Here is a 13,266-nt window from a genome sequence, read left to right on the forward strand (position 1 = left end):
GCCCCGGACAAATAAATTGCTCGGGACTTTTTTGTTTTAAAGGTGTTTTTAACTAAATTAAAATTAATTGCTATTAATACCGCTAAGTCTTTCACAAATGGCTAAAAAATTACTAAAATAGGCAGATACCCGACAACAATAATAATTAGGAAAGTAATGATCCAGCCTGAGCCAAAAAGCGCACTGTATATTCACCACTCCGGTCCTGCACTGATTGAAACGCCGTTGTTAAACAAAGGCACAGCATTTAGTAAATTGGAACGAACTAATTTTAACTTGATGGGGTTGCTACCACCTCGTTATGAAACGATAGAAGAACAAGTCGATCGTGCTTACCGCCAGTTTTCAAGTTTTGACGATCCGATCAACAAACACATCTATTTACGTGCAATTCAGGACAATAACGAGACTTTATTTTTTAAATTGTTGCAGCGCAATATTGAAGAAATGATGCCGATTATATACACCCCGACGGTGGGCGATGCCTGTGAGAAATTCTCTGATATTTATCGCAGTAACCGGGGATTGTTTATCTCCTATACCGAACGCGATCAAATGGAAGATATCCTACGCAACGCAACTAAACAAAAAGTTAAGGTTATCGTAGTTACCGACGGCGAACGGATCTTAGGCTTAGGTGACCAAGGTATTGGTGGTATGGGGATCCCAATTGGTAAATTGAGTCTCTATACAGCCTGTGGTGGGATCAGCCCCGCATATACTATGCCTATCACATTAGACGTAGGCACAAATAACGAAAAGCTATTAAACGACCCAATGTATATGGGCGAACGTCACAAACGAGTTTCTCAACAGGAATATGATGCATTTGTTGAACGGTTTATACGCGCGGCTCAAAAGCGTTGGCCTGGCGTTATGATCCAATTTGAAGATTTTGCACAGCCAAACGCAATGCCATTATTAAAACGTTATCGAGACGAAGTTTGTTGTTTTAATGACGATATTCAGGGAACCGCTGCGGTAACCGTTGGAACCTTGTTAGCCGCATGTCGCAAAAAAGGCGAAAAACTATCTGAACAAAAAGTCGTGTTTGTAGGTGCTGGTTCTGCCGGTTGTGGGATTGCTGAGCAAATCATTATGCAGATGAAGGCAGAGGGGGTTGACGACAAAACTGCACGTAGCCAAGTCTTTATGATTGACCGCCACGGTTTGGTTTCAGAAGGTATGACGGACTTACGAGATTTTCAGCAAGTTTTGACTCAAAGTGCAGAAAATCTAAAAGACTGGCAGTACTCAGGTGACTACCCAAGTTTATTGGATGTTATGCATTGTGCCAAACCGGGAATTTTAATCGGGGTGTCTGGCGTACCAGGATTGTTTACCGAAGAAGTTGTTAAAGCCATGTCAAAAGGCACAGAACAACCGATTATATTCCCACTAAGTAATCCAATTAAACAAATAGAAGCCCGTCCGGAAGACATTCTGAAATGGACTAAAGGTCAAGCCATCGTTGCCACTGGCAGCCCATTTAGTAAAGTTGAAGTTGATGGAGAAACGTTTGAAATTGCCCAGTGTAATAATGCTTATATCTTCCCAGGTATTGGGTTAGGTGTGATTGCAGTCGGTGCTAAGTTGATTAGTGATGAAATGTTAATGGCCACAAGTGTTACCTTGGCTGACGCGAGTCCGGTTGTAGAAAATAATGATGGCGCGTTATTACCTAAGCTGGTGGATTTACCAGAGTTAAGTAAAACCATCGCATTTAATGTGGCTAAAGTTGCTATAGAGCAAGGTTTAGCGCTGCCGTTATCCGATGAACAATTACGCGATAAAATTAATAAAAACTTCTGGCAACCAGAATATAGACCGTATAAGCGGGTAAGTGTTTAATCGAACGTTTGTGGTTATAAACGCATTCGGATTTAAAGCTTGTTGCAAGCTCTAGCTGCATTAATGGTCAAGTAACATTCGATAACAAATGATTACATCATGGTGTTACTTGACCTGCTAGATTATGGACTGGATTAAATTAAGGACGAAAGAATGAATAAAATTACCACAATGTGTTTTGTATTGGCTTTGTTAGGAGGCTGTGGTGAAGTGGTTACTGAAAGTGCTGACTCCGATACAGAAATCGTCACAGAGACTCCCGTTGCTGATGGCACAGACAAAACAAGTGTCGATTCTGATGCTTTATGGTCTGGAGAAGTCAGCCCGTCTACCGGTACGGAAACCGAAATTCAAGCCGGCACATTAACGTCTGGCGATTATGACGACTTACTTAATCCTGCACTTTATTCAGATTATATAACCTCTATTTTACAGGGGTCAGAAGAATTTTCTGAATTTCCTACCTTTGATATTACTAATGCAATTAAATTGTCTGTTGTTGATATGGATGACAAACCATTCGGTGGTGCAACGATTTCAATACAGTCTGGTGATACTGGGTATTCACTTTCAACACCTAGCGCTGGTTGGGTTCACCTTTATCCTGCATTAGATAGCCTATCAGATACGGTTGATATTACGGTTACTTATGATACTTATTCAGTTTCAAAAACAATAAAAATTAGCGAATTAGGCGACCAACGTACTGTTGATTTCAAAATAGAAGACTTTGCAAATTCGCCGTCAATGTTAGACTTGATGGTGGTAATTGATACAACAGGAAGTATGGGGGACGAACTGGCTTATCTTAAAGTTGAACTGGCTTCGATATTGAATGAACTCTCAGTTTCATTAGGCGGCATTGACCTTAATTTAGGATTGGTTATGTACCGTGATGATGGCGATCTTTATGTTACTCGAGTCTTTGACCTATCAAGTGATGTCGACCAAATTCTCGATGACTTGTCAGAACAGAATTACGATGGTGGTGGTGATTACCCAGAGGCGATGGAACGAGGTATTGGCGAGGCATTACAACAACAATGGCGTGGACAGGCGACCAAAATGATGTTGTTAGTCGCTGACGCGCCACCACACGACGAAGCGTTAATAACAACCTGGGAACTTGGCCAACAGGCACGTGAACAGCAAATTCATATCATCCCGATCGCAGCCAGTGGTGTAGCGTTAAAAGCTGAGTTTGTAATGCGCGGTTTGGCGGCGCTAACACACAGTCGGTATATATTCCTAACCGATGATTCAGGCGTTGGTGGCACCCATGAAGAGCCAACAGCAGACTGTTATGTTGTGACACGTCTCGACAGTAATATCCGTCGAGTGATATTGGATTTGTTCACAGGCGTTCGTACTGAACCAACAGAAAACGAAATTGTCCGAACCAAAGGTAACTATCAAAATGGCATCTGTGGAGAATAGTGCGCAATCATTCATGTGATATCGCACTTTAGGTGTTAACTTTAGGATTAAATGATTAATCTTGGTTATACGATAAAGCGATGTAAAAAAGGCGCCCAATGTGATTGCAATGGGCGCCTTTTATCTAATAGAGACTGATTTTACAGTCGACTATTTTTATTTAACCTCTTCACCAGCTGCTTGTTTGTCCGCATGATAACTAGAGCGTACAAATGGACCAGAGGCCGCATGTTTAAAACCTAGGTTGTCAGCTTCAGCTTTAAAGATATCAAACTCAGCAGGCGGTACATAACGTTCTACTGGCAAGTGATGTTTACTTGGTTGTAAGTACTGGCCAATAGTTAACATGTCTACGTCGTGCTCGCGAAGATCTTTTAGTACTTCAATTATCTCTTCGTTTGTTTCACCAAGTCCAACCATCAGCCCTGATTTAGTATCAACCTCTGGATGTTGTGCTTTGAATTTTTGAAGTAATTCTAGTGACCACTTGTAGTTAGCACCTGGACGAGCTAAACGATACATACGAGGCGCTGTTTCTAAATTGTGGTTAAACACATCCGGTGGTGCGGTCCCTAAAATCTCCAGAGCAGTGTCCATTCTTCCACGGAAATCAGGAACCAAAATTTCAACTTTAATGCCAGGGTTATGTTTACGAATTTCAGTCACACAATCAGCAAAGTGTTGGGCACCGCCGTCACGCAAGTCATCACGGTCAACAGAGGTGATAACAACATATTTAAGGCCCATTTCTTTGATGGTTATGGCGAGCTTTTCTGGCTCTTGAGCACTTGGAGGCAATGGGCGTCCATGAGCAACGTCACAAAATGGACAACGGCGAGTACAAATGTCACCTAGAATCATGAAAGTTGCCGTGCCGTGGGTAAAACATTCTGGCAGGTTAGGGCATGACGCTTCTTCACATACAGAACTTAACCCTTGGCTACGCATCGCTTTTTTGATGTTGTCGATTTTTTCGCTCGACTTAGGCAATCTGATCTTCAACCAATCAGGTTTTCTTAACATGGTTTCGCGTTCAGTCGGCATGATCTTTACCGGAATTAGCGCCATTTTGTCTGCATCACGTAATTTAACGCCTGCTTCTAATTGAGATGTTTTAATTCTGCTCATCGTTTTTTTCAACTAACCTTTGTTCAAGATCCGTTATGCCTTGTGTGATTTCAATGTCCTTCGCATTAAGCGAAAGCGCCAGTATTTTTGTCAGTCTATCTGCAGCATCAGAAACGTGGGAAGGCCCGCCAATCTGATTAGACTGGACCATTTCAAGTCCAGCGTAGCCACATGGATTAATTCGCAAAAACGGTTCCATATCCATATCTACGTTTAACGCAAGGCCATGAAAACTGCAACCTTTACGAACCCGCAATCCTAGGGATGCGATCTTTTTCTGATCAACATAAACACCAGGAGCGTCTTTTTTTGGATATGCTTCAATATCAAATTGTGCCAGTAAGTCGACAATTGATTGTTCAATTTGAGTAACTAATTCACGAACACCTATCTTACGGCGACGTAAATTAAGCAATAAGTAAACAACAAGTTGGCCGGGACCGTGATAAGTGACTTGACCACCACGGTCTACTTTAATGACCGGAATTCCACCGGTATTTAACAAATGTTCTTCTTTACCTGCTTGGCCTTGTGTAAATACCGGGTTGTGCTCGACCACCCATAATTCATCGACGGTGTCGTCGTTTCTGCGGTCTGTAAAGTCCTGCATTTTGTGCCATATTGGCTCGTAATCAGAACGACCAAGTTGACGAATAACAAGCTTGTCATTTAGGTTGGTCATGACGACTAAAGTACCACACGCACAAGTTCAAGTGCACCAAGTTCGTTATAAACAAGTTCCATATGGTCTTTGCTTGTCACAGTTACCGATATAGAAAGTGAATGGTAATTGCCTTTACTGCTCGGCTTTATTTTTGGGACGTAATCACCCGGAGCGAGCCTTTGTAAAACGGTTATGACGTGAACCGGTAAGTCGTCGTGCGCCACGCCCATGATTTTAAACGTTTGCTGACAAGGAAAATCCAATAACTCGTCAAATTTCGTATCTTTTACTGTCATGTTAAAACCTCATGTTTCGTAGGGGTAAGGTTTAATAAAACCGAAAAACCGATCTTTAGACCGGTTTTTTGTTACTCAACGTATTTATTATAGGTCGAGTTTCTTTTTGACGAAGTCTTTTATCTTTTTAAAGACACTGCCTTCATTCACTTCATCGAGTGAAACTAATGGATATTGGGTAATGAGTTCGTCTTCAATTTTTAACGTCAGAGTCCCAACAACAGCGCCTTTATTAATTGGGGCTTCTAACTCTTTATCAAGAGTGAAACTTGCTGTTAATTTTTCTCTATAACCACGAGGGATAGTAATTGGAGTGCTTTGGTTTATACCTAAACGTACTTCATCTTTGTCGCCCATGTAGATTTTTTGCTTGGCAAACTCAGTACCGGCTTCATAAGCGGTTAAAGTTTCAAAGAATCGGAATCCGTAATTTAATAGCTTTTTGCTTTCAACTTTACGCGCTCGCTTACTTGCGGTACCCATAACAACCGCGATAAGGCGCATTTCGCCTTTGGTTGCTGATGATACAAGTGAATAACCAGCAGCGTCTGTATGACCGGTTTTAATACCATCTACATTGAGGCTTTTATCCCATAACAAACTGTTACGATTAATTTGAGAAATGTTATTAAACGTAAAGTCTTTTTCTTGGTAGATTGCGTATTCTTCAGGTACGTCGCGTATTAAAGCGGCACCAAGTTTAGCCATATCGCGGGCGGTAGTCATGTGGCCATCTGCAGTTAAGCCATGGCTATTCACAAAATGAGAATCATGTAGGCCAATTTTTTCAGCATACAAGTTCATTAATTGTGCAAACTGATCTTCACTCCCGGCAATATGTTCTGCCATTGCCACACATGCGTCGTTACCTGATTGAATGATAATGCCCCGATTTAAGTCAGAAACAGAAACTTCTTTCCCGACTTCGATGAACATTTTTGATGATTCTGGGAAGTTCTTTGACCAGGCTTTGTGACTAACAGTTACCATGTCCGTTAATGAAATTGTGCCGTTTTGAATTTCACGACCAATAACATAACTCGTCATCATTTTTGTCAAACTTGCAGGGTTAAGTTGCTCATCCGCATTTTTTTCAGCGAGAACCTTACCAGTGTCAAAGTCAATTAGAATGTAACCCTTGGCATTAACTAAAGGCGGGTTTGGGACTAAAAAGTTGGCGTTAACGTTCAGGGTGAAAACCGTGGCAGATACTAAGATAATTCGAGTTAATAATTTTTTCATGTTTTAAAATTGAATTCCAATAACAGTAGTTAAATACAAAAGGATGAGGCGTGTTATTTAGGGTCGATATTATCCACACGTTAGCTAAGCATGTCTAGCAGACCAGTGAAATAACCGACAATTTGTTTAATCTAATGGTATACCCCTAACAAGTGACAAATTAATGGCTATGGAGTTCAGGGTTTTACGAAATAAATAAGGTTTGAGATAAATTCATGCGGTGGCCTAAATGGACGCAAAAATTTGCCTATTGCCTAGCCAAGAGGAAGATTGCAACACAAATGTCGAGTGAAGGCGTGACTATTTCAGGTCAAAGTAACTGTTTGTTGGTCGTCAAAGCGAATTTACGACAACGAATACGAAAACTAAAGTGGGTCCGTTTAGCTCTGCGGTATGATAAATAGTATGTTCTTATTAAGAGTGCTAAAAGTCGAGAACCCAAATGTAAGCAATCTAAAAGTCTGAAATCGGAAATTCGACTATTTTGAATAGGCTTCCAATGTTGCTTCTGGGTAACCAAAGTCATGTACTTTTTGTTTAAGCTGCTTGGCATCTTTTTCTGAGCCAAATGGGCCAATTATCAAGGTTTGGTGATGTGAGTCGTCAATAAACTTTGAGTCAATATGTAACATATGACTAAGCCCTACAGCGGTATCGCGGACTTCATCACGAGATTGAAACCCAGAAACTCTTATTTGATACTGTGACGATTCAAGCGCAACAGTAGGCTTTTTAGGTTTGAGAGGGGGTGGTAATATCGTTTCGATTTTCACATTGGCAGTACCGGTGTCAAAAACCCCAATTTTCACTGCCGCTGAATAGGATAAGTCAATGATACGACTTTCATGAAATGGCCCTCTGTCATTCACTCGGACCACTACGGTTTTATTATTTGAAAGGTTGGTTACTTTTACATAGCTAGGTAAAGGCAGAGTTTTATGCGCCGCCGACATGGCATACATGTCATAAACTTCGCCATTTGAGGTTAAGTGCCCATGGAATTTTTTGCCATACCAAGAAGCAATGCCTTGCTGTGAATAAGGTTTCCTATCTCGCATTGGTTTGTATTTTTTTCCAAAAACGATGTAAGGATTATTGCCACGTCCCACAGGCTCGTGCACTACTTTTGCATCTTCGAGTTCCATTGCCGTTGGCGGGCGAACGGGTGCGCTATCGTGTTTGTGATCATATCGACCACTGGTACAAGACGCCAATAATAAGGCTACAAAGATAAATACAAACTTCATGTTAACTCGCTAATAAACGTTTATTGGTGCTAATTGCCATTAAAATACCAAAACTTGCCATTAACGTCACAATAGAGGTGCCGCCATAACTGACGAGTGGAAGCGGTACACCAACGACAGGGAGAAGGCCGGAAACCATTCCAATATTGACAAAGAGATAAACAAAAAAGGTTAAGATCAAACTGCCAGCCAGCAATTTAGCAAAGCCTTCTTGAGCCCGAACCGCAATATAAATACCTCGGGCGATAATAAAGGCATATACAGACATCAGCATTAAAACCCCAATAAACCCAAACTCTTCACTAAAGACTGAAAAGATAAAGTCGGTGTGGCGTTCTGGTAAAAATTCCAGTTGCGACTGTGTCCCGTGTAAAAATCCTTTACCATTTGTGCCGCCTGAGCCAATGGCAATTTTTGATTGAATAATATGATAGCCAGAACCGAGTGGATCGCTTTCGGGGTTTAAGAAAGTAAGCACACGTTGCTTTTGATATCCATGCATCAAGAAGTTCCAGAGGATATAAAGGAACGGCACAGATGCACTGAGCAAACCGATAATTATCCGAAACCTTAAACCCGCCAAAAACAACACAAAAAATCCACTGCTGGCAACTAATATGGCGGTGCCTAAATCAGGCTGTTTGGCAATAAGTAGCGTTGGAATAGCGATTATTATAAAGCTAAATAGCGTATTTTTACTCGAAGGGGGCAAGGTAAATACACTTAAAAACCACGCCATCATCATAGGTAAAGCGAGTTTCATTACTTCAGATGGTTGGAATTTAACGATTTTTAAATCGAGCCAACGTTGGGCTCCTTTACCCATATCGCCAAATAACAATACAGCGAGTAAAAACGCAACGCCAAGGATATACAAGTGGGGTGCCCATTTTTGGTAAGTAAATGGGGATATTTGTGCGACGACAATCATCACAACGATGCCAATGCCAAGTCTAACCGCTTGTCGAATAACCATATCCATGTTTTGACCGCCGGCACTATATACGACGCACATACTCAGCGCCATTAGTGTCAATATTCCGAGCAATAACGGAATGTCGATATGAAAGCGAAAAAACAACGAACTACGACGTTTTTCGTGTTCAGTTTTTGCCATCTTATTCTCCGGCCTTAACTGTAGTTGAAACGGGCGCTACGATATCAATTAACGGAGCAACTTTTCGTTTACTCGGAATACCTAGAGCAAAATACAAATCCATCATTTGCCGTGCAATCGGCGCTGCGTTAGAACCACCACCGCCAGCATTCTCGACGGCAACCACGATAACAATTGACGGTGAATCAAAAGGCGCAAAACCAATATACATGGCGTTATCGCGCTGACGTTCAGCAACTTTTTCTACTTCATACTCTTCGTCTTCACCAAGAGAGAAAAGCTGCGCCGTTCCGGTTTTTCCCGCAGAACTATAAACTGACCCTACGAAGGCCGAACGGGCCGTACCGTTATCAGCATTTACAGTATCGTACATGGCCTTTAAAATGAGATCCCAATTTTCAGTTTCTACGTCATCAATTGGCTCACGGATTTTAACGGGGGTTGCTTGATATTCGCCTTGATTAGTGATCCCTGTGACGATCCTAGGCTCGATGACCGTACCTTTGTTGACCATAACCGATGTTGCCATCGCAAGTTGAATTGGCGTTGCTGTCCAATATCCTTGGCCTATACCAATAGAAATTGTATCGCCTTTGTACCAAGGTTGCTTAAATCGTTCTTTTTTCCATTCCCTCGAAGGCATATTGGCTTTGGATTCTTCTTTTAAGTCGATGCCAGTGTAATTGCCAAAGCCAAACCGATGCCCAAATTTACTAATTTCATCGATCCCTAGCCGATAGGCTAAATCATAGTAATAAATATCGCAGGATTGGCGGATAGATAATGACAAGTTAACATGGCCATGACCAGATGGTTTCCAATCTCTAAAACGACGTTTAACATCTAGGTTTGGAAATCGCCAATAGCCAGGATCCCATATAGTGGTTTCTGGGGTAATCAATTTGTTATGCAAACCAAGTAATGCTAATTGTGGTTTAACGGTTGAAGCCGGTGGATATTGGCCCTGCGTTACCCGGTTTAACATAGGTTTGTCTTTAGAATTAACAATCTTAGAATAAAGTTTTTGGCTTATACCACTAACAAAGTAATTAGGGTTATAACTTGGATTACTGTACAGAGCTAATATTGAACCGTCGCGTGGATCCATTGCGACAATAGCTCCACGATTCCCGTCTAAAATTTCCTGGGCCTTTTTCTGCATTTCAACATCAATGGACAGGTGTAAGTCGCTGCCAGGAATAGGCGGCGTGACACTAAGTTGTCTAATCACTCGACTACGGTGATTAACTTCAACTTCTTCACTGCCAGTTATGCCGTGGAGTTGCGTCTCGTAGAAACGTTCAATTCCTAATTTTCCGATACTCCGTGTTGCGGCATAGTTTTGAATTTGACTGTTTTGTTCTAAGCGATGAATGTCTTTTTTATTTATTTTTCCGACATAACCTACTGCATGGGTCAGAAATGAATCATAGGGATAATAACGCGCTAAACGAGCTTCGATAGAAACACCTGGAAACTTGTGTTGGTGAACACTAAAGGATGCAACTTCTTTTTCAGTCAATTTTGTCTTAATCGGCATGCCTTTAAAGCGACGCTGGTATTTTATTGATTTTTTAAACGCGCTGATGTGCTCTTCTGAAAGTTCGATAACCTCACTAACCGCAGCGATAGTTTCATCCATATCGTCGACGAGTTCGGGAATGATCTCCAATGAAAACGTGGGTTCATTGGTTGCCAGCACATTGCCATTAATGTCTTTAATTACACCACGATTAGGTGCAATCGGTTGGACTTTTATTCGATTGTCGTTAGACCGAGTTTGGTAAGATTGGTAAGAAGCGACTTGTAAATAATAGAGATTACCGATTAATACCCCCATCATGCAAACCACAAAAACAAACGAGATTATAGCTCGACGCGCAAATAAATTTGCTTCAGCAGAATGGTCTTGGATTTGATAGGAGTTACGGCGCATATGATTGAATTATATAAAAATCATTCTCTATGATAAGGATGATTATTATTTAAACTCCAAGCTCGATATAGACTTTCCGCCACGATAACGCGAACCATCGGATGTGGCAAGGTTAAAGGTGATAGGGACCATTTTTGTTCTGAACGTTGAATACACTCAGGTGACAAACCTTCAGGGCCACCGACAAGTAGACTGACGTCTCTACCGTCCATCTGCCAACGACTCAGTTGCTTAGACAGTTGGTGAGTATCCCAAGGTTTACCGGTAACTTCTAACGTTACTATGCGATTTGATTGAGGCACAGCCGCTAGCATTTTTTCGCCTTCGGCTTGCAAAATACGAGGTATGTCTGCGTTTTTACCGCGCTTCCCGGCGGCAATTTCGGTGAGGTCAAACTGGCAGTCTTTTGGAAATCGGCGCTGATATTCAGCAAAACCGATTTCTACCCACTTGGGCATTTTGGTGCCAACAGCAACTAACTGAATTTTCATTTGGTCAGTCGCAATTTATTCGTCATTTGAGCTGGAGGCTTGCCAAAGTTTTTCTAATTGGTAGAAGTCTCGAGTGGCATCTTGCATCACATGCAGAACAACGCCGCCTAAATCCACTAAAACCCATTCACCTTCAGTAAATCCTTCAATACCAATCGGTGGATTGTCAGAATGCTTAGCTTCAGTTAATGCGTGGTCTGCAATAGATTGCACATGTTTTTTAGAGTTGCCTGAACAAATTACCATGTAATCGGTAATCGAAGATGTTTTGCTGACATTTATAGTTTGAACATCACGAGCTTTAAGACTGTCTATATTTTCTAAAACAGCATTTAATATTTCTTTATTTAACAAAGTAAGTTTGGCCTATTTATAATTAAGGTTTGTAATTTTACGCGTCACAGCCCGATTTGTAAAAGTGTTCGCGGATTTAATCCCAAATTAATGGCACAAACCTTATTTTGAGGTGGATTTTGGAAGCTTTCCAAATAAAAAATCTTTTAACATGACCCAATCACCAAGAAAACTATAGAAAGGATAGGTAAAAGTGGCGGGGCGGTTTTTCTCAATAAAAAAATGAGCGATCCAAGCAAAGCCATAACCTAGTAGTGGCAAATACCAAAATACATAATATTGGGATGTGAACAGACCATAAAACAAAGTTAACAGTACCAATGTTGAGCCAACGTAATGAAGGGCTCGGCACATTGGTTTGCTGTGTTCAGCAAGATAAAAAGGATAAAATTCAGCAAATGATGAAAATTTTTGAGGGGGTGCATCGTTCATCTATTCATCTCCCTTTGTCGTTGTTATGCTTTTTCACTTTTGTTTCGAATTTACATTCAGTTTATCTAAAACATTATCAGACTATAAGGTTAACTTGTTTGCCGCTAAGTCTGTATTGAATGACGTTTTACTTCTCTCTAAACATGAGCGTACCGCAAACATCGCCGATGGTGATATCTTCTAATTCTTTATAATTGCCACCGTCAAACAGAGGCTTGTTTTTTTCTTTTGTAACAAAAACCGCAACACCTTTAGATAGGCTATTTTCATTAACAATTGAATCAACGGCTTTGATCAAATAATGGCCCAATCCTAAATGTTGATGGTCAGGGTGAACGGCAATAAATGTTAATAAATGATAGTGGTCAAATGGGATAGCAGCGGCGACACGTTTTTCTTTTTCGATCATGTTTTTAGTGCTTAAATAGCCTGCGTTGATCATCATTTTTAAGCGCCAGTGCCAAAAACGTTCTGGTTCCAATCCGGTTTGCGGTTCAATTAAACACGCAACAGCGAGTAAATGTTCATCAGAATAGAGGCCAATCATAGGCTGTTCAGTTTGCCAAAAAGCCGCAAGTTCTTCGCGGATCGCAGCACGAAGACGCTTATCGTAATCTGGACGCTCACTTTCGAAAATATGTTTAAATACAGGATCTTCGTGATAAGCAACATAAAGCAACGAGGCTGCGAGATTAATTTCTTCTGCCGTTAATAAAATTGCTTTAATTCCTAAGTCTTCCGAGTGTTCTTGTGTAGCAGACATTCGTTTACAATCCTTATTCATTTGAGTGAACATAACGTACCAATATATTTTCAAATCGCCAAGTATAAATATTCAACGATTCACTGAATTTACAATTTTTAGTTTAAAACGGCAAAATATTTCTGAAGATTGGTTCACAATATGCTTTCTGATTGATAGATGACTTTGCTCCGTTCTAATTTTTTTATAATGGAATGTTGGGATGTTATTTGGCAGTTACAACGAGGTATAAAGAGGTATAACGAGGGCTAGTGCAAAGGTCGATTTTAGGGCTGGCTTTTACAGGTGTGGCTGTCAAAACAAGAAGT

General features: G+C 40.9%; 13 protein-coding genes. 2 read left to right on the plus strand and 11 right to left on the minus strand.

Going from position 1 to position 13,266, the window contains the following annotated elements; genetic code table 11:
* Positions 1-156: 156 nt before the first annotated feature.
* Both Q4575_RS13845 and Q4575_RS13850 read left to right on the plus strand, forming a co-directional pair.
* Positions 157-1,851 (plus strand): NAD-dependent malic enzyme, encoded by a 1,695-nt coding sequence (locus Q4575_RS13845; RefSeq protein ID WP_215964753.1) that lies wholly within the window; start codon positions 157-159, stop codon positions 1,849-1,851.
* A gap of 153 nt (positions 1,852-2,004) precedes the next feature.
* Complete coding sequence (locus Q4575_RS13850; RefSeq protein WP_303523265.1) at positions 2,005-3,288, plus strand: vWA domain-containing protein; 1,284 nt, start codon at positions 2,005-2,007, stop codon at positions 3,286-3,288.
* Between the two features lie 156 nt (positions 3,289-3,444).
* Here the strand turns inward: Q4575_RS13850 and lipA are convergent, their stop codons facing one another.
* The 11 genes from lipA to Q4575_RS13905 form a co-directional block, all read right to left on the minus strand.
* Positions 3,445-4,416, minus strand: a complete 972-nt coding sequence (gene lipA / locus Q4575_RS13855; protein ID WP_215964755.1) for a lipoyl synthase — start codon at positions 4,414-4,416, stop codon at positions 3,445-3,447.
* Complete coding sequence (gene lipB / locus Q4575_RS13860) at positions 4,403-5,098, minus strand: lipoyl(octanoyl) transferase LipB (RefSeq protein ID WP_215964756.1); 696 nt, start codon at positions 5,096-5,098, stop codon at positions 4,403-4,405. Before lipB ends, lipA begins: the two co-directional genes overlap by 14 nt.
* A gap of 5 nt (positions 5,099-5,103) precedes the next feature.
* A complete protein-coding gene (gene ybeD, locus Q4575_RS13865; protein WP_215964757.1) occupies positions 5,104-5,376 on the minus strand; it encodes a DUF493 family protein YbeD in 273 nt (90 codons plus the stop codon).
* Positions 5,377-5,463: 87 nt separating this feature from the next.
* Positions 5,464-6,618, minus strand: coding sequence for a serine hydrolase (locus Q4575_RS13870; protein ID WP_215964758.1), 1,155 nt, complete (start codon positions 6,616-6,618; stop codon positions 5,464-5,466).
* Positions 6,619-7,097: 479 nt separating this feature from the next.
* A complete protein-coding gene (locus tag Q4575_RS13875) occupies positions 7,098-7,865 on the minus strand; it encodes a septal ring lytic transglycosylase RlpA family protein (RefSeq protein WP_303523266.1) in 768 nt (255 codons plus the stop codon).
* A 1-nt stretch (position 7,866) separates the two neighbouring features.
* The gene (rodA, locus tag Q4575_RS13880) at positions 7,867-8,982 is read right to left on the minus strand and encodes a rod shape-determining protein RodA (RefSeq protein WP_215964760.1); all 1,116 of its coding nucleotides are present in this window, start codon (positions 8,980-8,982) and stop codon (positions 7,867-7,869) included.
* Position 8,983: 1 nt separating this feature from the next.
* Entirely contained in the window at positions 8,984-10,918 is a 1,935-nt protein-coding gene (mrdA, locus tag Q4575_RS13885; protein WP_215964761.1) for a penicillin-binding protein 2, read from the minus strand.
* A 20-nt stretch (positions 10,919-10,938) separates the two neighbouring features.
* Positions 10,939-11,409, minus strand: coding sequence for a 23S rRNA (pseudouridine(1915)-N(3))-methyltransferase RlmH (rlmH, locus tag Q4575_RS13890; RefSeq protein WP_272182398.1), 471 nt, complete (start codon positions 11,407-11,409; stop codon positions 10,939-10,941).
* Between the two features lie 15 nt (positions 11,410-11,424).
* Positions 11,425-11,763 carry a ribosome silencing factor gene (rsfS, locus tag Q4575_RS13895; RefSeq protein ID WP_215964763.1) on the minus strand — a complete coding sequence of 113 codons (339 nt, stop codon included), beginning with the start codon at positions 11,761-11,763 and terminating at the stop codon, positions 11,425-11,427.
* Between the two features lie 102 nt (positions 11,764-11,865).
* Complete coding sequence (locus tag Q4575_RS13900) at positions 11,866-12,195, minus strand: DUF962 domain-containing protein (protein WP_215964764.1); 330 nt, start codon at positions 12,193-12,195, stop codon at positions 11,866-11,868.
* 127 nt (positions 12,196-12,322) lie between these two features.
* Positions 12,323-12,958, minus strand: a complete 636-nt coding sequence (locus tag Q4575_RS13905; protein ID WP_215964765.1) for a GNAT family N-acetyltransferase — start codon at positions 12,956-12,958, stop codon at positions 12,323-12,325.
* Positions 12,959-13,266 lie beyond the last annotated feature (308 nt).

The sequence above is a fragment of the Psychrosphaera sp. 1_MG-2023 genome, assembly GCF_030548245.1.
GTDB lineage: Bacteria > Pseudomonadota > Gammaproteobacteria > Enterobacterales > Alteromonadaceae > Psychrosphaera > Psychrosphaera algicola.

Coding starts and splice junctions, on each gene's coding strand:
- Q4575_RS13845 (WP_215964753.1), top strand. CDS start 157: ATGATCCAGCCTGAGCCAAAAAGCGCACTGTATATTCACCACTCCGGT.
- Q4575_RS13850 (WP_303523265.1), top strand. CDS start 2,005: ATGAATAAAATTACCACAATGTGTTTTGTATTGGCTTTGTTAGGAGGC.
- lipA (WP_215964755.1), bottom strand. CDS start 4,416: ATGAGCAGAATTAAAACATCTCAATTAGAAGCAGGCGTTAAATTACGT.
- lipB (WP_215964756.1), bottom strand. CDS start 5,098: ATGACCAACCTAAATGACAAGCTTGTTATTCGTCAACTTGGTCGTTCT.
- ybeD (WP_215964757.1), bottom strand. CDS start 5,376: ATGACAGTAAAAGATACGAAATTTGACGAGTTATTGGATTTTCCTTGT.
- Q4575_RS13870 (WP_215964758.1), bottom strand. CDS start 6,618: ATGAAAAAATTATTAACTCGAATTATCTTAGTATCTGCCACGGTTTTC.
- Q4575_RS13875 (WP_303523266.1), bottom strand. CDS start 7,865: ATGAAGTTTGTATTTATCTTTGTAGCCTTATTATTGGCGTCTTGTACC.
- rodA (WP_215964760.1), bottom strand. CDS start 8,982: ATGGCAAAAACTGAACACGAAAAACGTCGTAGTTCGTTGTTTTTTCGC.
- mrdA (WP_215964761.1), bottom strand. CDS start 10,918: ATGCGCCGTAACTCCTATCAAATCCAAGACCATTCTGCTGAAGCAAAT.
- rlmH (WP_272182398.1), bottom strand. CDS start 11,409: ATGAAAATTCAGTTAGTTGCTGTTGGCACCAAAATGCCCAAGTGGGTA.
- Q4575_RS13900 (WP_215964764.1), bottom strand. CDS start 12,195: ATGAACGATGCACCCCCTCAAAAATTTTCATCATTTGCTGAATTTTAT.
- Q4575_RS13905 (WP_215964765.1), bottom strand. CDS start 12,958: ATGTCTGCTACACAAGAACACTCGGAAGACTTAGGAATTAAAGCAATT.